The sequence below is a fragment of the Phenylobacterium sp. genome, from assembly GCF_046290725.1.
In the GTDB taxonomy this organism is placed as follows: Bacteria; Pseudomonadota; Alphaproteobacteria; order Caulobacterales; family Caulobacteraceae; genus Phenylobacterium.
The window spans coordinates 175296-191943 of record NZ_JBKBUH010000001.1; the positions used below are offsets into that span (position 1 = coordinate 175296).

The 16648-nt window shown below is 69.8% G+C and carries 18 protein-coding genes; 11 read left to right on the forward strand and 7 right to left on the reverse strand.

The annotated features are described in order from the left end of the window. Positions 1 to 20: 20 nt before the first annotated feature. Entirely contained in the window at positions 21 to 560 is a 540-nt protein-coding gene (locus tag ACK41C_RS00935; RefSeq protein WP_409649263.1) for a gamma-glutamylcyclotransferase, read from the reverse strand. On the opposite strand from ACK41C_RS00935, the gene ACK41C_RS00940 reads away from it, so the two are divergent. The 4 genes from ACK41C_RS00940 (at position 559) to ACK41C_RS00955 (ending at position 4625) form a co-directional block, all read left to right on the forward strand. Then, positions 559 to 1626, forward strand: a complete 1068-nt coding sequence (locus tag ACK41C_RS00940; protein WP_409649266.1) for a DUF2125 domain-containing protein — start codon at positions 559 to 561, stop codon at positions 1624 to 1626. The two genes, ACK41C_RS00935 and ACK41C_RS00940, sit on opposite strands and share 2 nt — an antisense overlap. A 94-nt stretch (positions 1627 to 1720) precedes the next feature. Next, positions 1721 to 2527 carry a chorismate mutase gene (locus ACK41C_RS00945; RefSeq protein ID WP_409649269.1) on the forward strand — a complete coding sequence of 269 codons (807 nt, stop codon included), beginning with the start codon at positions 1721 to 1723 and terminating at the stop codon, positions 2525 to 2527. A 36-nt stretch (positions 2528 to 2563) separates the two neighbouring features. Then, entirely contained in the window at positions 2564 to 3685 is a 1122-nt protein-coding gene (gene hisC, locus ACK41C_RS00950) for a histidinol-phosphate transaminase (RefSeq protein WP_409649271.1), read from the forward strand. A 28-nt stretch (positions 3686 to 3713) separates the two neighbouring features. Next, entirely contained in the window at positions 3714 to 4625 is a 912-nt protein-coding gene (locus ACK41C_RS00955) for a prephenate/arogenate dehydrogenase family protein (protein ID WP_409649272.1), read from the forward strand. Positions 4626 to 4659: 34 nt separating this feature from the next. Here ACK41C_RS00955 and ACK41C_RS00960 read toward each other — a convergent pair whose 3' ends face one another. Then, positions 4660 to 6687, reverse strand: coding sequence for an elongation factor G (locus tag ACK41C_RS00960; RefSeq protein WP_409649275.1), 2028 nt, complete (start codon positions 6685 to 6687; stop codon positions 4660 to 4662). A 167-nt stretch (positions 6688 to 6854) separates the two neighbouring features. Between ACK41C_RS00960 and ACK41C_RS00965 the strand changes: the two genes are divergently transcribed. After that, the gene (locus ACK41C_RS00965; RefSeq protein ID WP_409649278.1) at positions 6855 to 7187 is read left to right on the forward strand and encodes a DMT family transporter; all 333 of its coding nucleotides are present in this window, start codon (positions 6855 to 6857) and stop codon (positions 7185 to 7187) included. 47 nt (positions 7188 to 7234) lie between these two features. Here the strand turns inward: ACK41C_RS00965 and ACK41C_RS00970 are convergent, their stop codons facing one another. From ACK41C_RS00970 to ACK41C_RS00985, 4 genes are all read right to left on the reverse strand, one after another. Next, the gene (locus ACK41C_RS00970) at positions 7235 to 8170 is read right to left on the reverse strand and encodes an alpha/beta hydrolase (protein ID WP_409649281.1); all 936 of its coding nucleotides are present in this window, start codon (positions 8168 to 8170) and stop codon (positions 7235 to 7237) included. Positions 8171 to 8198: 28 nt separating this feature from the next. Continuing rightward, complete coding sequence (locus ACK41C_RS00975; RefSeq protein WP_409649283.1) at positions 8199 to 9758, reverse strand: long-chain-fatty-acid--CoA ligase; 1560 nt, start codon at positions 9756 to 9758, stop codon at positions 8199 to 8201. A gap of 103 nt (positions 9759 to 9861) precedes the next feature. After that, positions 9862 to 11301, reverse strand: coding sequence for an aldehyde dehydrogenase family protein (locus ACK41C_RS00980; RefSeq protein WP_409653851.1), 1440 nt, complete (start codon positions 11299 to 11301; stop codon positions 9862 to 9864). 135 nt (positions 11302 to 11436) lie between these two features. Next, positions 11437 to 12366 carry an SMP-30/gluconolactonase/LRE family protein gene (locus ACK41C_RS00985; RefSeq protein WP_409649286.1) on the reverse strand — a complete coding sequence of 310 codons (930 nt, stop codon included), beginning with the start codon at positions 12364 to 12366 and terminating at the stop codon, positions 11437 to 11439. 221 nt (positions 12367 to 12587) lie between these two features. On the opposite strand from ACK41C_RS00985, the gene ACK41C_RS00990 reads away from it, so the two are divergent. The 4 genes from ACK41C_RS00990 to ACK41C_RS01005 all read left to right on the forward strand — a co-directional run bounded on the left by ACK41C_RS00990 (position 12588) and on the right by ACK41C_RS01005 (position 14422). Then, positions 12588 to 13322, forward strand: a complete 735-nt coding sequence (locus tag ACK41C_RS00990) for an SDR family oxidoreductase (RefSeq protein ID WP_409649289.1) — start codon at positions 12588 to 12590, stop codon at positions 13320 to 13322. A gap of 86 nt (positions 13323 to 13408) precedes the next feature. Further along, a complete protein-coding gene (gene folB / locus ACK41C_RS00995; protein WP_409649291.1) occupies positions 13409 to 13756 on the forward strand; it encodes a dihydroneopterin aldolase in 348 nt (115 codons plus the stop codon). A gap of 1 nt (position 13757) precedes the next feature. Next, complete coding sequence (locus ACK41C_RS01000; RefSeq protein ID WP_409649294.1) at positions 13758 to 13952, forward strand: hypothetical protein; 195 nt, start codon at positions 13758 to 13760, stop codon at positions 13950 to 13952. A 71-nt stretch (positions 13953 to 14023) separates the two neighbouring features. Continuing rightward, positions 14024 to 14422 carry a DUF4870 family protein gene (locus ACK41C_RS01005; protein ID WP_409649297.1) on the forward strand — a complete coding sequence of 133 codons (399 nt, stop codon included), beginning with the start codon at positions 14024 to 14026 and terminating at the stop codon, positions 14420 to 14422. Between the two features lie 54 nt (positions 14423 to 14476). On the opposite strand, the gene ACK41C_RS01010 is transcribed toward ACK41C_RS01005, so the two are convergent. Next, positions 14477 to 15364 carry a branched-chain amino acid aminotransferase gene (locus tag ACK41C_RS01010; RefSeq protein ID WP_409649300.1) on the reverse strand — a complete coding sequence of 296 codons (888 nt, stop codon included), beginning with the start codon at positions 15362 to 15364 and terminating at the stop codon, positions 14477 to 14479. An 80-nt stretch (positions 15365 to 15444) separates the two neighbouring features. Here ACK41C_RS01010 and ACK41C_RS01015 point away from each other — a divergent pair, with 80 nt between their 5' ends. Together ACK41C_RS01015 and ACK41C_RS01020 are read left to right on the forward strand one after the other, a co-directional pair. After that, positions 15445 to 15921, forward strand: coding sequence for a MarR family winged helix-turn-helix transcriptional regulator (locus ACK41C_RS01015; protein ID WP_409649303.1), 477 nt, complete (start codon positions 15445 to 15447; stop codon positions 15919 to 15921). A 5-nt stretch (positions 15922 to 15926) separates the two neighbouring features. Then, positions 15927 to 16634: a response regulator gene (locus ACK41C_RS01020; protein ID WP_409649306.1), complete on the forward strand. Its 708-nt coding sequence runs from the start codon at positions 15927 to 15929 to the stop codon at positions 16632 to 16634. Positions 16635 to 16648: the final 14 nt, after the last annotated feature.

Consider the following 16648-nt stretch of genomic DNA (forward strand, 5'->3'; position numbering starts at 1 on the left):
CTTGGGCCCAGGCGGGATGGCTATCCCGCCGCCAGTTCGCGGGCTTCGACCAAGGCGAGCAGGCGCTCCATCACCTGGTCGTGGACGCCTTCCTCGCGCAGGTGCTCCACGAGATCGCGGAGATAGTCGACATTGCGCCCGGAAAGACCGCTGGCGCCGGCGATCAGCTCGGCCTGCCGCTCCAGCGAGAGCGCGCCGGCCCATTGCGGATGGCGCACGTCGGAGAGGAAGACCAGGCTCTCCACCCGCCGGCCGTCCGCCAGGCGAACATGGGCGCGGGCCTCCACATAGGTCTCGGTCGGCTGCTCGCGCTCGCGCAGATAGGCGTAGACCTCTTGCCAATCGGCCTCGTCCACCCGATAGGCGGCGCCGCGCACCGCCCCGCCGGGCGCCAGGCCCAGCACCAGGCCCGGACGCTGATAGGTTCCGCGGTGATGGACCGAATAGATGCAGAAGGCGCGGCGGCGGCCGTGTAGGGTGGCCGTCCGACGCTCGGCGAAGGGAAATCCCGGCCGCCACATCAGCGACCCGTAACCGAAGACCCAGTATTCACCCGACATGGCCCGCCGCTCGAAACCCGCCCCGCCTCCGCCACCTCTGCCCGATCCGGAACCGCCCCGCAAACGCGGACGCTGGGGGCTCTATGCGCCTTTCGTCCTGGCGCTCGTGGTCGTGGCGGCCTGGAGCGGCCTTTGGGTCTATGCGCGCCAGGAGGCCGCCGCACAGCTGGACGCCGCGGCCGCCGACCTGCGTCAGGCCGGCTACGAGCTTTCGTGGAGCGAACGCCGCATCGGCGGCTATCCCTTCCGCCTGAACCTAACCCTGACCGAAGCGCGGGTGCGCGAATCCTCCGGCTGGGCGCTCGCCGCGCCGCGCATCGAGGCCCAGGCCTTCCTGCACGGACTCGGGACGTGGGTGATCGCCGCGCCCGAGGGCTTGACCTTCGTGCGCCCGGTCGGTGGCGCCGTGGCGGTGCAGGGCGAAACCCTGCGGGCCAGCCTTTCCCAGATGAGCCGACGCCCGCCCAACATCTCCTTCCAAGGGATCAACCTCGCCTTCGTCCCGGCGGCGGGCGCCCAGCCCTTCGCCCTCTCCGCCGCCGAAAAGGTGGAGTTCCACCTGCGCGCCGGCCCCGACGACCAGGCCATGCTGGGCTTCCGGGTGGATCAAGGCCAGGCGCGGCTGAGCGGCCTGTTCGCTCGGGTCGCCGACGGGGGTCCGGTGTCGATCGTCTGGGATTCGATCCTATCCAAGGTCTCGGCCTTCTCCGGCGAGAGCTGGCCTGCGGCCGTGCGGGCCTGGTCGGCCGCGGGCGGCGTCGCCGAGGTGCGCCAGGCGGGCGTGACCGCCGGCGAGGCGGTGATCGGATCCCAGAGCGGCCGCCTGACCGTCGGCTATGATGGACGTCTGCGGGGCGTGCTGGACGTCAGCCTGCGCGAGGCGCCCCGCGCCCTGGCCGCCATGGGCGACGAAGGCGTGATCCCCAAGGACGCCGCCGCGGCCGCAGCCGCCGTCGCCGCCGCCCGGCAGGAGGCCGGGCCGCTCGCCCGCGCCACGCTCAATTTCGAGGCCGGCCGCACGACCCTGGGCCCGGTGGCCGTCGGGCCGGCGCCGCGGATCTACTGAGACGGTTTCGGCTGCAACTTTCTTGCGACGAGCGGGCCTATTGCGCCCCTCCACGCTATGACTTATGCGCCGAACTTCGCTTTTGGGGGAGAAAATGGCCAAGGCCGATCCGAAGCCCGCTGCGCCGTCGCTGGACGCCGTCCGTGCGCGGATCGACGTCATCGACCAGGAGCTCCTGAAGCTGGTCGACGAGCGCGCGGCCCTGGCCCGCGAGGTCGCCGCCGCCAAGGCCGCCGCCGGGGACGCCGACAAGTTCGGCCTGCGCCCGGGGCGTGAAACCCAGTTGCTGCGCCGCCTGCTGGCTCTGCCGCGCCAGGCGGCTAGCGCCGCCCTCGTGGTGCGCCTTTGGCGCGAGCTGATCGGCGACAGCCTCTCGCGCCAGGGGCCGTTCCACCTCTCGGTCTTCGGCGGGCGCGATCCGATCCGCGCCGTGGAGGCCGCCCGCCTGCGCTTCGGCGTCGCGCCCAGCCTGAAGACCGCCGCCCGGCCGGAAGACGCCTTCGCCGCGGCCAAGACCCTGGGCGGCGTGGCGGTGCTGTCGCTCGCCTCCGACGCCCCCTGGTGGGGCCGTCTGCTGGCCGAGCCGCGCCTGAAGGTTTTCGCCGCCCTGCCCTGCCTTTCGGCCTGGGGGCCCACGACGGCGCTCGCGGTCGCGGAGGTGGAGGTCGAACCCACCGGCCAGGACCGCACCTTCTGGGTGACCGACGCCCCAGGTTCCGCCGCGGCGGTGGAGGCGGCGCTCGGCCGCGACGGGGTGGCCGCCGACCTCGTCGCCGAGGCGGGCGGCCTGAAGCTCTTCGCTCTGATGGGATACTACCAGGCCGACGACGAGCGCCTGGCGCGGGCGCCTGGGCGGCTTTCCGGCGTCATCGGGGCTGCGCCGTCGCCGTTCGACGTGTAAGAGCGGGGCCAACCGCTTCCGCTTTATTCGAGATCCATGTCCGACATCGTCATCGACCGCGCCGCCGCCCCGCGCCCGACGCCCAAGCCGGGCATCCTCGACATCGCCCCTTACGTGCCTGGCAAGGCCAAGGTGGAAGGCGTCGAGAACCCGCTGAAACTGTCGGCCAACGAGAACATCCTGGGCTGCAGCCCCAAGGCGCGCGAGGCCTTCGCCGGGGCCATGGACATGCTGCACCTCTACCCCGAGGGTCGCGCCAACATCCTGCGCGAGGCGATCGCCCAGAAGTACGGCCTGGAGCCGGAGCGACTGCTGTTCGGCTGCGGCTCCGACGAGATCTTCCAGCTGCTCAACCAGACCTTCCTGGAGCCGGGCGACAATATCGTCCAGGGCGAATACGGCTTCGGCGCCTACGCCATCGGCGCGCGCGCCTGCCAGGCCGAGGTGCGCATGGCGCCCGAGCCCAACTACCGCATCGATGTCGACGAGATGCTGAAGCTGGTGGACGCGCGCACCCGCCTGATCTTCATCGCCAACCCCGCCAACCCGACGGGCACCTGGATTTCCGGCGAGGAGGTCCGCCGCCTTCACGCGGGACTCCCGCCCAGCGTGGTGCTGGTGCTGGACGGCGCCTATGCGGAATTCGCCCGCGACCCGGCCTATGAGGACGGCGCGGCCATGGTGCGCGAGTTCGAGAACGTGGTCATGACCCGCACCTTCTCGAAGCTGCACGGGCTGGCGGCCCTGCGGGTGGGCTGGGCCTATATGCCGCCGGAGATGGCAAGCGCGGTCGACCGTATCCGCCTGCCCTTCAACGTCAATATTCCCGCCCAGCTGGCCGCCGTGGCCGCGCTCGGCGACGACGAGTTCCAGCAGCGCTCCCTGGCGCTTATAGAGCAGTGGCGGCCCTGGCTGACCCAGCAACTCGGCGGGCTTGGCCTGGAGCCCGTACCCTCGGCGGCGAACTTCGTGCTGGTCGGCTTCCCCAAGACGCCGGGCAAGACGGCGCGCGAGGCCGAAGCCTTCCTCGCCGCCCGCGGCCTGATCGTGCGCGGCGTGGGCGGCTACGGCCTGCCCGACCACCTGCGCGTCACCATCGGCCTGGAAGAGCACAACCGCGCCGTGGTCGAGGCCCTGGCCGACTTCATGCAGGCCTGAGGCGGTGGGCGGGGCGATCTATCCCAAGATGGCCGTCATCGGCTGCGGCCTGATCGGCTCGTCGGTCATCCGCGCCGCCCGCGAGGCCGGCGTGGTCGGCGAGGTCGCCGTGGCCGACCTGAGCGAGGCCCATCGAAAGCGGATCGTCGAACTGGGCTACGCCGACACGGTGACCGGCGACGTGGCCGAAGCCGTGGCCGGGGCGGACCTGGTGGTTTTCGCCGTCCCAGTCCTAGCCATGGGCGAGGCCGCCCGGGCCGCCGCCGGCGCTTTGAAGCCGGGTGCGACCGTGACCGATGTCGGCTCGGTGAAGGGCTCGGTCGCCGAGGCGCTGTCGGAGGCGCTCTCCGCAGACTCCGTCTTCATCGTGCCCGGCCACCCGATCGCCGGCACCGAGCATTCCGGCCCCGAGGCGGGTTTCGCCGAGCTCTTCCAGAACCGCTGGGTCATCCTGACGCCGGAGGCGCGCGAGGACGCAGCCTATCTCGAAGCCGTCGACCGGCTGGCCGAGTTCTGGCGCGCCCTGGGCGCCAATGTCGAGCGGATGGACACCGGCCACCACGACCTGGTGCTGGCGGTCACCAGTCACCTGCCGCACCTGATCGCCTACAATATCGTCGGTACGGCCGCGGATATGGAGCAGGTCACCCGGGCCGAGGTGATGAAATATTCGGCCGGCGGCTTCCGCGACTTCACCCGCATCGCCGCATCCGACCCAACCATGTGGCGGGATGTGTTCGTGGCCAATCGCGAAGCCGTGCTGGAGATCCTCGGCCGCTTCACCGAGGATCTCCAGGCGCTCTCGCGCGCCATCCGCTGGGGCGAGGCCGACAAGCTCTACGACCTGTTCAGCCGCACGCGGGAGATCCGGCGCGGGATCATCGCGGCCGGCCAGGAGAGCCCCGAGCCCAATTTCGGCCGCGACCGCGGCAAGCACTGATCAGGCTCAGGCCTCAGGCCTCAGGCCTCAGGCATCAGGCCGCCGGCCGCTCGCGTTTGACCACCTCCTCGGCCAGCCGGCCGGACAGCTCGGCCAGGTGGTCGAACTCCGCCACGAAGGCGCCCAGCCCCTGGGTCAGGCCCCTCAGCTCGGCGATCAGGTCCATGCGCTCGGACCTGGGCAGGCAGACCTCGATCTCGTCCCAGCCATGCCAGCCGTCGCGCGGCTGGAAGCCGAGGATCTGGCCCCGCCGCGCCGACACCGCCTGGGTGACCTTCGAGGTCGAAGACTGCGGCGCATGGATGGTCAGCCGCTCCACCGGCTCCAGCAGATATGGGGCGCAGGCCTGCAGCCCCTCGCTCATGGCCAGACGACCCGCGGCGCGGAACGACATCTCCGAGGAATCGACGCTGTGATAGGAGCCGTCGACCAGCACCACCTCCACGTCAGTGACGGGGAAGCCCAGCGGCCCCCTCTCCATGGCGTCGCGCACCCCCTGTTCGACCGAGGGAATCCACTGCTTGGGCACCACCCCGCCGGTGATCTTCTGCGAGAAGGAAAAGCCCGAGCCGCGCGGCAGCGGCTTGATCTCGATCACCACGTCGCCGAACTGGCCGTGCCCGCCGGTCTGCTTCTTGTGGCGGCCGCGCTGGGTCACCGCCTTGCGGACGGATTCGTGGTAGCTGACCTTCGGCCGCGCGGCGGCGACCTCCAGGCCGAAACGCCGCTTCAGCCGCTCCAGCGCCACCTGCAGGTGGGTCTCGCCCTGGCCGCAGAGCAGGGTTTCGCGGGTCTCCGGATCGGGAACCACGGAGAGCGAGGGATCCTCCTCCGTCAGCTTCGTCAGCGCCGCCGAGAGCCGAACGTCGTCCTTCCGGTCCTTGGCGGCGACCGCCAGTGCGAACAGGGCTGGCGGCGGGCGCACCGGCTCGGCCACCCGGCGCGGGACGCCGTCCATGGAGAGCACCTGGCCGGCCGCGGCCTCGATCTTGGCGATGGCGACGATGTCGCCGGCCTCGGCCCGTTCGATCTTGCGCGTCGCCTGGCCGAAGACGGCCGACAGTCCGCCGGCGCGGCTCTTGTCGCCGCTTTCCGCGGTGAGCTCGTCCCCGTCCTTCAGGGTTCCGCCCATGACCCGGGCGTAGGCGAGCTTGCCCGCCTGGCCGGCGTAGGAGGTCTTGAAGACGTAGGCGCAAGGCCCGTCCAGGCCCAGCCGCGCCGCGGCCTGCTCCACCGGCGGGGTCTCGTGCCTCAGGGCCTTCAGTAGCCGGCGGACGCCGAAGCCGTTCTGGGCCGAGCCGAAGAAGACCGGCACGATCAGGCCCTGGTTCAGGTCCGCGACCAGGTCGGCGAACACCGCATCGCGATCCGGCGTCAGGTCCGACAGCAGCTGCTCCATGAGCGCATCGTCGAAATCGGCCAGCTGCTCCAGCATGTGGAACCGGGCCTCGGCCTCCAGCGATGCGACGTCCTCCGGCAGGTCGATCTGCTGCGACGGCTGGCCGGGGCGGTAGACATAGGCCCGCTCCAGCGCCAGGTCGACGAAGCCGGTGACCTGCTCGTTCTCGACCAGCGGAATCTGCCGGGCCACCAGCGGCGCGCGGCTGGCGGGCGCGAGCTCCGCCAGGCATTCGTCCAGGCCGCCGCGGGCCTGGTCGATCTTGTTGATGAACAGCGCGTGGGGGACCTTCCGCTCCTCCAGCGCCTTGATGATCGGCTGCAGCAGGCCCGCGCGGGCGGGATGCGGATCGGCCACCACGATGGCCAGGTCGACCGCCGGAAGCGCATAGTCCTCCGCGCTGCAGAACTCCGGCGAACCGGGGCAGTCGATGACCGTATAGCGGTCGCCCATGAACTCGAACCCGGCGACGTTCAGCTCCACCGAGAAGCCGCGCTGTCGCGCTTCCGGGCTGGCGTCGCCGACGCTGGATGCGCCCACCTCGCCCTGTCGCGGGATCGCCCCCGCGGCGTAGAGCATGGCTTCCATAAGGGTGGTCTTGCCGGCTCCCGGCGCGCCCACAAGGGCGATGGCGCGCGTCGAGCCGGAACCTGGTCTGCCCATGGTCCGTCCTCCGATGGCTTGCGCCGCGCCGGCCGGCGGGCGCTGTGGGACCCCCGACGGGCAGAGCTTCCTCCCGCCGGCGCGCTTTCGCAAGTCACTGGCGCGAGAGCTTGGCTCCAGCGGCGCCCACGGGCAGCATCGCCCGATCGCCCTTCCAGGAGAATTCCATGACCGGCTACGCCTGGCTCGCCATCGCCATCGTGGCGGAGGTGATCGCCACCACCGCGCTCAAGGCCTCGGACGGCTTCACTCACACGGTTCCGTCGGTCGTGACGGCGGTGGGCTACGGCATCGCCTTCTGGTGCCTGTCGCTGGCCATCCGCACGGTGCCGGTGGGCCTGGCCTATGCGATCTGGTCGGGGGTGGGCGTGGTGCTGATCACCGCCATCGCTTGGGTTCTCTACAGGCAGGCGCTGGACCCGCCGGCGCTCGCCGGGATGGCCCTGATCGTGGCCGGCGTGCTGGTGATCAACCTGTTCTCGAAATCCGCGGCGGGGTGAGGCGGACCGACGCCGGTCCACCTCCCCCCATCAGGGGCGATCCGCGCCTAGCCCAACGCCGCCTTCAGCTTCGCCGCCGTCTCCCGCGCCGCGGCTTCCACCGCCGGCGAGACGTCGCCCATGATGTAGAAGTCGTGGACGAGGTTCGGATATTCCACATGCTCGGCCTTGACGCCCGCAGCGTTGAGCCGGGCGGCGTAGTCGCGGCCTTCGTCCTTCAAGGGATCGTAGCCGGCGGTGACCACCAGGGCCGGCGGCGTGCCCGCGACCTCGGCCTTCGACCCAAGATTGGCCCGGTGCGCCTGGGGGTGGCCGGCGGCGGCCAGGCACTTGTCGAACCAGGCGATGGCCGCCTTGGTCAGGACGGGGCCGTCCAGATCCTTGCGCGACTGGGTCTCCTCGTCGGGCCAGATGCCGGGATAGAGCAGGAGCTGGAAGGCGAGCCGGCGCGCAGGATCGTTCTTCAGGTCGATGGAGACCGAGGCGGCGAGATTGCCGCCCGCGGAGCAGCCGCCGACGGCGATGCGCGTAGGATCGAAGCCGATCTCGGCGGCGTGGTCGAAGGCCCACTTCGTCGCCGCCAAGGCGTCGTCGTGGCCTGCGGGGAACGGATGCTCGGGGGCCAGCCGATAGTCCACCGCCAGGACGCGGCAGCCGGCATAGGCGGCCATTCGGCGGCAGTGGCCGTCGTGGGTCTCCAGGTCGCCGATCGCAAAGCCGCCGCCATGGAAATAGACGAGGCCCGGCGTCACGGGTCCAGCTCCGGCCGGCGTATAGAGCCGCGCGGGGATCGGGCCTTCGGCTCCCGCCACTTCCAGGTCGCGCGCCTCCACGTCCTTGGGCGCGTTCTGGTTCTGCGCCTGGCGCTGCATGCGATAGCCCGCGCGGATCATCTCCGGCGGCAGGGCGTCCAGCGGCGGCATCGGCTGGGCGGCGGCCGCAGCCGCCTGTTCGTCGATCATCGCCTTGATGTGCGGGTCCATCGCAAGTTCCTGTTCCTGAACGAAGTGATCAGCCGACGCGACGGCCGCGCCCGTCCCAATAGGGCGCCCGCAGCTCGCGCCGCAGGACCTTGCCGGATGGGTTGCGCGGCAGGACATCGGCGAAATCCACCGACTTGGGGATCTTGTAGCCGGCGATCAGCGGCCGACAGTGGGCGATGATCTCGGCCGCATCGGGATGGCGCCCTGGCCGCGGCACGATCACCGCCTTGACCGCCTCGCCCCACTTGTCGTCCGGAACCCCGATCACCGCCGCATCGGCGACGTCCGGGTGTGAGAAGAGGGCGTTCTCCACCTCGGCGGGATAGATGTTCTCGCCGCCGGAGACGATCATGTCCTTCACCCGGTCGTGGATGAAGAAGTAGCCGTCCTCATCGACATAGCCGGCGTCGCCGGTCTTGAACCAGCCCTCGGCGTCGATGGCCTCGGCCGTGGCGTCGGGCCGGTTCCAATAGCCCTTCATCACGCCGTCGGAACGGATCTCGATCTCGCCGACCTCGCCGGGCGCAGCGTCGCGTCCGTCGATCCGCACACGAACCTCGTAGCCGGCCGAGGCCCGGCCGCAGGCGCGCAGCTTGCCCTTCGCCGGATCGTGCGCCTCGGGCGGCAGATTGGTCCCGCCGCCGATAGTCTCGGTCAGGCCGTAGAGCTGGGTGAACTTGCAGCCGAACCGCTTCTGGGCCCGCGTCAGCACCTCCTCGGAAATCGGCGAGGCGCCGTAATAGATGTGCGCCAGACTCGAAAGGTCGGCGGTGTCGATCTCAGGATGCTGCAGCAGCATGTTGATCAACGCCGGCACGATGAAGGCGTGGCGGATACGATGCTGCTCGATGGCGCGGAAGATGGCGTTGGGGTCGGGCTCGCGCAGCACGATGGCCTTGGCGCCGTGCAAAAAGGACAACGCCCCCAGATTGGCCCCGGCCACGTGGAACAGCGGCATGGCGACCAGCACCGCCGATTCCGGCTCGAACCGGCCCCAGTCGGCGTCGGCCGAGCGGAACACCGCCATGTAGTTCTTCTCGGTCAGCTGCACGCCCTTGGGCAGGCCGGTGGTGCCGGAGGTGTAGAGCTGGATGACGTCGTCCTGCAGATCGGCTGGAAGCGACGGGTCCGCGGCGGAGGCGTCGGCGATCCAATCCCGCAGCGACGGCCAGGCGGGGTGCCCCGGCTCCACCTGCAGGAAGGTCTCGATGGCTGGGCAATCGCCGCGAAGGCCCTCCACCGTGTCGGCGTACTCGGCGCCGGTCGCCATCAGGCGCACGCCGGCGTCCTTCAGCACGAAGGCGATCTCCGGGGGAGCAAGCCGCCAGTTCACTGGCGCAAGGCAGGCCCTGGCCTTGGCGCAGCCTAGCCATAGGATGAAGAAGTCGTCGGAGCCCTTGGCCAGCACGCCCACCCGCTCGCCGGGCTTGATCCCCGCTGCGATCAGGGCGTTGGCGCATTGCGAAGACAGCCGGTCGAGCTCGGCATAGGTGGTCTCCCGGCCCTCGAACCACATGGCCACGGCGTTCGGCCGCACCCGCGCATGAACGCGCACGGTTTCGGCGAAGCTCTGAATCTCCGGATGCAATCCTTCCTCCCTCGAAGCCTCCCGTCTTGTTGTTGTTCGGGAAGCCGGAACGCGCTCGCATTTTCCTCCCCGCCGCAGCGGGGAGGAAAAGAGGCGAAGGTCCTTACTCCGCCGCCTGCTTGGGGGCGTAGCCGAGCATGGCCTTGGTCTCCAGGAACTCGTGGAAGGCGTAGTCGCCCCACTCCCGGCCGTTGCCGCTCATCTTGTAGCCGCCGAACGGCGCCATCAGGTCGCCGCCGCCGCCGTTGATCGAGACCTGGCCGGCGCGCAGCTTGGACGCCACCTCCCGCGCCTTGGCGATGTCGGCGGCGTTGACGTAGGCCGCCAGTCCGTACTCGGTGTCGTTGCCGACCTTGATCGCCTCATCCAGGGTCTCGTAGCCGAGGATCGACAGGACCGGGCCGAAGATCTCCTCCTTGGCGATGGTCATGTCGTTGGTGACGTTGGCGAACACGGTGGGCTTCACATAGTAGCCCTTCTCCAGGCCCTCCGGCCGGCCGGGGCCGCCGACGACCAGGGTGGCCCCCTCGTCGATCCCCTTCTGGATCAGGCCCTGGATCTTGTTCCACTGGGTCTCGGAGACCACCGGGCCCAACATGGAGTTGCCGTTGGGGTCGCCCACCGTGATCTGGCTGGCGGCTTCCTTGGCGACCTCGATGGCCTCGCCCATCCGCTTGGACGGGACCAGCATCCGGGTCGGCGCATTGCAGGACTGACCGGAGTTGGTCATCACGTTGCGCACGCCGCCGGCCACGCCCTTGGCGAAGGCCTCGTCGTCCAGGATGATGTTCGGGCTCTTGCCGCCCAGCTCCTGGTGCACGCGCTTGACCGTCGGGGCGGCGTTCTTGGCCACCTCGATCCCCGCTCGGGTCGAACCGGTGAAGGACACCATGTCCACCTCCGGATGGCTCGACAGGGCCACGCCCACGCCCGGGCCGTCGCCATGCACCAGGTTGAACACCCCGGCCGGCACGCCGGCGGCGTGCATGATCTCGGCGAAGATGTGCCCGGTGAACGGCGCCACTTCCGAAGGCTTCAGCACCATGGTGCAGCCGGTGGCGATGGCCGGCGCCACCTTGCAGGCGATCTGGTTCAGCGGCCAGTTCCAGGGGGTGATGAAGCCGCAGACGCCGATCGGCTCCTTGACGATCATGGTCGCGCCGCGGTCTTCCTCGAATTTGAAGTCCTTCAGGATGGCGGCGGCGGTGGCCAGGTGGCCCATGCCGATCGGCACCTGGGCGCGTTGGGCGAGCGACGCCGGCGCGCCCATCTCTTCGGTGACCGCCGTGGCCAGGTCGCCGAAGCGCTTCTGATACTCGGCGACGATCCGGTTCAGCACGTCCAGGCGCTCTTCGCGGCTGGTCTGGGACCAGGTCTCGAAGGCCTTGCGGGCGGCCTTGACCGCCTTGTCCACGTCGGCCGCGGAGCCGATGGCGATCTTGCCGCAAACCTCTTCCGTGGCCGGGTTGACCACGTCCAGGGTCTTGAGCTCGACAGGATCGACCCACTGGCCGTCGATGTAGAATTTCAGGTACTCGCGCATGGCGTCCTCCCGCTGAGCATGCTTTCGGCGCAAGGGAAACACCTCCCCCGGCCCGGCTTCAAACAGTCATTTTAGTGATCGGCGATCACTGTGGAAGCCCCCATGCCGGGCTCCCCACCGGAAAGCCTGCTTTTTTCAGGCCTGATGCACGTGCGGTTGACCCGCGACGGGGCTGCGCGCCTTCAGTACGTAGTCGGCCCGGATCGAGCCGATATAGAGGTCCTTCAGGTCCGGCCCGCCCCAGGTGACGTTGGTCGGGTGGTGCACCACCTCGCCGGTGGGATCATAGATCACCGTCAGGACCTCCAGAGAGGGCGTGATCGCCACCACCTTGTCGGAGGCCGGCAGGCAGACCCAGAGATTGCCCTCCGCATCCATGCCGATCCCGTCGGTATAGCCGAGGGAGCCCTTGTCCACCCCGGGGCCGGGCGGCTGCAGGAGGCCGAGCACGGGCCCATAACGCTCTCCAGGGCCCAGCTTGCCGGCGGGAAGGATCGGGAAGCGCAGCACGTCGGCGCCGGTGGTCTGGGCGCAGAACAGGAACGTCTCATCGGCCGAGAGCGCCAGGCCGTTGGGGAACTTCAGCTTCTCGGCGACGATCTCGGCGCTGCCGTCCGGCCGCAGCACGAAGAGGAAGCCGTCGTCGCGCCCGTCCAGCGCCTGGGGCCAGGTCTCGGCGTGGGTGGAATTGGCGCACCAGATGTTCCCGGCCCGGTCGATCACCGGATAGTTGGCGCTGGTCAGCCGCCGCCCGCCGACCTCCTCCAGAAGGTTCTCGTGCGCACCCGTGGCCGGGTCGAACCGCTGCAGCGGCCCTTCCTCCCGGTCGTAGATGCCGAAATTGGCGATCAGGACCCGGCCCTGAAGGTCCATGTTGATCCCGTTCGGCGCTCCGCCCTTCGGCCCCATCCGCTGGAACGAGCCGTCCGGGAAGATCTCGGCGACGGCGCACTGGTGATCGGCGGCGAAGACCCGGCCGTCCTTCCCCACCACCACGTCCTCCGGCCGGTCGATGCCCAGCGCGATCTTCTCGAAAGCCTCCGGCGGAATAGGCGCGAGCGGCATGGCGTTTCCCTCCAGGTGTTTCGCCGCAGATTGACGCCGGCCGACGCGCGGCCGCAAGGCCCGGCGAACCGGGCCTTGCCGCGCCCCGCGCGGATCGCTAAAGCCGCAGGATCGTTTCGGAGCCCGCCATGATCGCGATCCTGACCATCCTCGCCTTCCTCGTCGTCATCGGCGCGCTGAACGTCTTCGAGTTCGGCCGCCTCGATTAAGGCGCGAAGCGCTTGGCCGACACCGCCCGCGGCGCGGCCCTGGTCACCGGCGGCGCGCGCCGCATCGGGCGGGCGCTGGTGCGAGCCTGCGCCGACGCCGGCTACGACGTCGCCATCCACGTCCGCAGCATCGATTCCGACGCGGAGGCCGCCGCGGCCGAGGTCCGGTCCAAGGGCCGCAAGGCCTCGATCCACGTTTGCGACCTGCGCCAGGAAGCGGCCACCGCGCCCCTGGTGGGCGACGTGGAGGGCGAGCTCGGCCCCGTCACCCTGCTGGTCAACTGCGCCTCGGTGTTTGAGGAGGACAGCGTCTCGAGCATGAACCGCGCCTCCTGGGACGCGCACATGGAGACCAACCTGCGCGCCCCCCTGGTGCTGGCCCAGGCCTTCGCCCGGCGGCTGCCGGCCGACCGGACGGGCCTGATCGTCAACGTGCTCGACCAGCGGGTCCTCAGCCCCCGGCCGGACTTCTTCAGCTATTCCCTCTCCAAGAGCGCGCTTTGGGCCGCCACTCAGATGCTGGCCCAGGCGCTGGCCCCGATGATCCGGGTGAACGGGATCGGCCCAGGCCCGACCCTGCCGTCAATTCACCAGAAAGGCTCGGATTTCGAAGACGAAGTCGCCGCCACCCTGCTCAAGGAAGCGGTGGGGCCCGACCAGATCGCCGGTGCGCTGCGCTACCTCATTGACGCAAGGTCGGTGACGGGCCAGATGATCGCGGTCGACGCCGGCCAGCACCTGGCCTGAGCCCCGGAGCGCCCTTGGTTCTTCACCCTGCCGCGACAGACGCAAACTCGCCCGCGCCCAGCCCCGAAGCCGAAGGGCGCGTGGTCATGACCAAGGTGTTCGTCACCGGCCTGAAGGTCGAGGCGGAGATCGGCGTCTACGCCCACGAGCAGGGCAGGCCGCAGCCGCTGGTCATCGACGTCGAGCTCGATGTGCCGGCCGCCGGCTTCGGCTCGATCTCCGACACGGTCAATTACGAGATCGTCGGCCAGTCCGCCCGCGCCATCGCCGCCGAGGGGCATATCCTGCTGGTCGAGACCTTCGCCGAGCGCCTGGCGCGCGCCTGCATGGCCGATGCGCGGGTGATGCGCGCCCGGGTGCGGGTGGAGAAGCCCCTGGCGCTCGCGCCCGAGGCCTCGGGCGCCGGCGTCGAGATCACCATCGTCCGCGGCTGAGGTGGGACGCCCGCCCAGCGCGCGCGGACTGCTGTTCGGGATCGTGGCCCTGCTCGCCCTGGGGCTGGTGGCCACCGTCGCCTACGCCGCCTCGCTCGGCTTCTGGGCCATGGGCCTGGCCTTCGGCGCGCGGCTCGCCTTTCTGCTGATCCTGGCCCTCGCGGTGCTGCCCTGGATCGGCCGCTCCCGCGGATGAACGCGAATTAAGCTGGCGCCGGGCGCGCAAAGGGCCACATCTTGTGGGAAGACCCCGCCAAGGAGGCCGCCATGACTCAGACCGACGAAATCCTCGACCTGCCGGAAGACCGCACTCTCCCGGCCATCGTCTATGCCCTCTATCTGCTCGGCCTGGCCAACGGCCTGACCATCCTGATCGGCCTGATCATCGCCTATGCGAACCGCACCAGCGTCGGGCCGCGCATGGCGAGCCACTATACCTTCCTGATCCGCACCTTCTGGATCGGCCTCATCGTCTGCGTGGCCGCCGGCGTTCTGGTGCTGTTCGGCGCGATCCTGTCCTTCATCCTGATCGGCATCCCCTTCCTGATGCTGGGGATCGCCATCTGGGGCGTGGTCGGCTTGTGGTTCATCATCCGCTGCGTCGTCGGCCTGATCCACCTGTCGCGCGGCGACGCCTATCCACGCCCGGAGAACCTGATCATCTGAGACGGACACAGCTCTTCCTCCCCCGTTCACGGGGGAGGAAGATCGACCCGTTTCTCAGGCCGGCGCCAACTCCCGGCGCACCATCCGGGCATAGTCGTCCATCAGGGACAGCGAGATATTGCCCGGTTTGAAGCTGTACTCGCCGATCTGGGAGACCGGCGTCACCTCGGCCGCGGTGCCCACCACGAAGCATTCGGAGAAGGTGGAGAGCTCCTCCGGCCTGATGTGGCGCTCCACCACCTCGAAGCCCTTCTTCCGCGCCAGTTCGATCACCGACTGGCGGGTGATGCCGTTCAGGAAGCAGTCGGGGGTCGGCGTATGCAGCACCCCGTCGCGCACGAAGAACACGTTCGAGCCGGTGCTCTCGGCCACATAGCCGCGATAGTCGAGCATCATGGCGTCGGTGTAGCCGTCCTTCTCCGCCGCATGCTTGGAGATGGTGCAGATCATGTAGAGGCCGGTGGCCTTGGCGTGGACCGGCTCGGTCTCCGGCGAAGGCCGCTTGTACTTGGCCCAGCACATGCGGATGCCCTTGGCCTTTTCGTCCGGGCTGAAATAGCTCGGCCACTCCCACACGGCGACGGCCACGTGGATCTTGGTCATCTGAGCCGAGACGCCGATCATCTCCGAGCCCCGCCAGGCGATCGGGCGGATATAGGCGTCGGTCAGGCCGTTCCTGGCGCAGGTGTCCTTGCAGGCCTGGTCGATCTCGGCCACCGTGAACGGGATTTCGAAGTCTAGGATCTCTGCCGACTTGAACAGACGCTCGGTATGCTCCGTCAGCTTGTAGATTTCTCCCCCATACATCCGCTCGCCTTCGAACACGGCCGAGGCGTAATGGAGGCCATGGGTCAGTACGTGCACCTTCGCCTCGCGCCAGGGCACGAACTGGCCGTCCAGCCAGATCCAACCGTCGCGGTCGTCGAAGGGAACGAGAGACATGAGGGAAAGTCCTCCTTTCAGCAGGCCCCCCTTACAGCCCCCCAGGCTCGCGGCGTCAAACGAAATGGACGCCTGACCCGATGGTGAACGCCGACCCGAGGCTGATCCTGCGCGAGGACGAGCTCGACGCCGGGGTCGAACTCATGCTGCTGGCCGAGGCGGCGCTGTGGGAGGGGGTGGACGCCGGGCTGGAGGCCGAATCCCTCGGCCTCGGGCGATCGCACTGGCGCGCAGCCTTCCTGCTGAAGCGGCGGCCGGGCCTCGGCGTGCAGGACCTCGCCCATCTCACCAGCCTGTCGAAACAGGCCGCCAGTCGCATCATCGCCGACCTCGAGGCCAAGGGCCTGGCGCGGAAGGCCTCCGGCGAGCTCGACGGCCGCCGCCGAGCGGCTGTGCTGACCGAGGCCGGCCACGCCTTCGAGTCCCGCATCGCCGAGCGCCTGCGCGCCCAGCTCGCTCGCGCCTATCGCACCGGAGGGCTGGAAGGCGTATCCGGCGCGCGACGCATCCTCTCGGCGCTCGCCGGGGGACGGCTCAAGACATCGGGGGGGACTTAAAGCCGATGGCCGCAACCGACGCGCCCGATCGCCACCTGCTGGTGGTCGACGACGACGACCGCATCCGCGACCTGCTGAAGCAGTACCTGGCCCGCGCCGGCTTCCGGGTGACCGCAGCCCCCGGCGGGCCCCAGGCGCGCACCCTGCTGGAGACCCTGAATTTCGACCTGGCGGTCTTTGACGTGATGATGCCAGGCGAGGACGGATTTTCCCTGGTCCGCTGGCTGCGCGAGCAGAAGGGCCACGCCGGACGCACGCCGGTGCTGATGCTGACCGCCCGAGGCCTCGCCGGGGACCGCATCGAGGGCCTGAAGCTGGGCGCCGACGACTACCTCGCCAAGCCGTTCGAGCCGGAAGAGCTGTTGCTGCGCATCGAGGCGATCCTCCGGAGAGCTCAGGGGCGGCCGGCGGCCTCCGCGGCCCAGCCCCTGTCGCTCGGCCTCTGTCGGTTTGACCCCGAGCGCGGCGAACTGACCCGCGAGGGCGCGCCCGTTCGCCTGACCGAGGCCGAGGTGGGGCTGTTGAAGCGCCTGGCCCGCAGCCCGCACGAGCCGGTCGACCGGCTGGAGCTGGCGCGCGAGACCGTCGATCCCTCCGGCCGCGCCGTCGACGTGCAGGTGACCCGCCTGCGCCGCAAGATCGAAAGCGACCCCAAGACCCCCCGCTATCTGCAGACCGTCCGCGGCCGGGGCTACCTCCTGGCGCCGGACTGATGGCGGGCGGCGTG

Excerpts from the sequence above, each read along its gene's own strand:
- ACK41C_RS00935 (WP_409649263.1), bottom strand. The coding sequence starts at position 560 with ATGTCGGGTGAATACTGGGTCTTCGGTTACGGGTCGCTGATGTGGCGG.
- ACK41C_RS01015 (WP_409649303.1), top strand. The coding sequence starts at position 15,445 with ATGGTGAACGCCGACCCGAGGCTGATCCTGCGCGAGGACGAGCTCGAC.
- ACK41C_RS00955 (WP_409649272.1), top strand. The coding sequence starts at position 3,714 with ATGGCCGTCATCGGCTGCGGCCTGATCGGCTCGTCGGTCATCCGCGCC.
- ACK41C_RS00940 (WP_409649266.1), top strand. The coding sequence starts at position 559 with ATGGCCCGCCGCTCGAAACCCGCCCCGCCTCCGCCACCTCTGCCCGAT.
- ACK41C_RS00960 (WP_409649275.1), bottom strand. The coding sequence starts at position 6,687 with ATGGGCAGACCAGGTTCCGGCTCGACGCGCGCCATCGCCCTTGTGGGC.
- ACK41C_RS00985 (WP_409649286.1), bottom strand. The coding sequence starts at position 12,366 with ATGCCGCTCGCGCCTATTCCGCCGGAGGCTTTCGAGAAGATCGCGCTG.
- hisC (WP_409649271.1), top strand. The coding sequence starts at position 2,564 with ATGTCCGACATCGTCATCGACCGCGCCGCCGCCCCGCGCCCGACGCCC.
- ACK41C_RS01020 (WP_409649306.1), top strand. The coding sequence starts at position 15,927 with ATGGCCGCAACCGACGCGCCCGATCGCCACCTGCTGGTGGTCGACGAC.
- ACK41C_RS00945 (WP_409649269.1), top strand. The coding sequence starts at position 1,721 with ATGGCCAAGGCCGATCCGAAGCCCGCTGCGCCGTCGCTGGACGCCGTC.
- ACK41C_RS00970 (WP_409649281.1), bottom strand. The coding sequence starts at position 8,170 with ATGGACCCGCACATCAAGGCGATGATCGACGAACAGGCGGCTGCGGCC.
- ACK41C_RS01010 (WP_409649300.1), bottom strand. The coding sequence starts at position 15,364 with ATGTCTCTCGTTCCCTTCGACGACCGCGACGGTTGGATCTGGCTGGAC.
- ACK41C_RS00965 (WP_409649278.1), top strand. The coding sequence starts at position 6,855 with ATGACCGGCTACGCCTGGCTCGCCATCGCCATCGTGGCGGAGGTGATC.
- folB (WP_409649291.1), top strand. The coding sequence starts at position 13,409 with ATGACCAAGGTGTTCGTCACCGGCCTGAAGGTCGAGGCGGAGATCGGC.
- ACK41C_RS01005 (WP_409649297.1), top strand. The coding sequence starts at position 14,024 with ATGACTCAGACCGACGAAATCCTCGACCTGCCGGAAGACCGCACTCTC.
- ACK41C_RS00980 (WP_409653851.1), bottom strand. The coding sequence starts at position 11,301 with ATGCGCGAGTACCTGAAATTCTACATCGACGGCCAGTGGGTCGATCCT.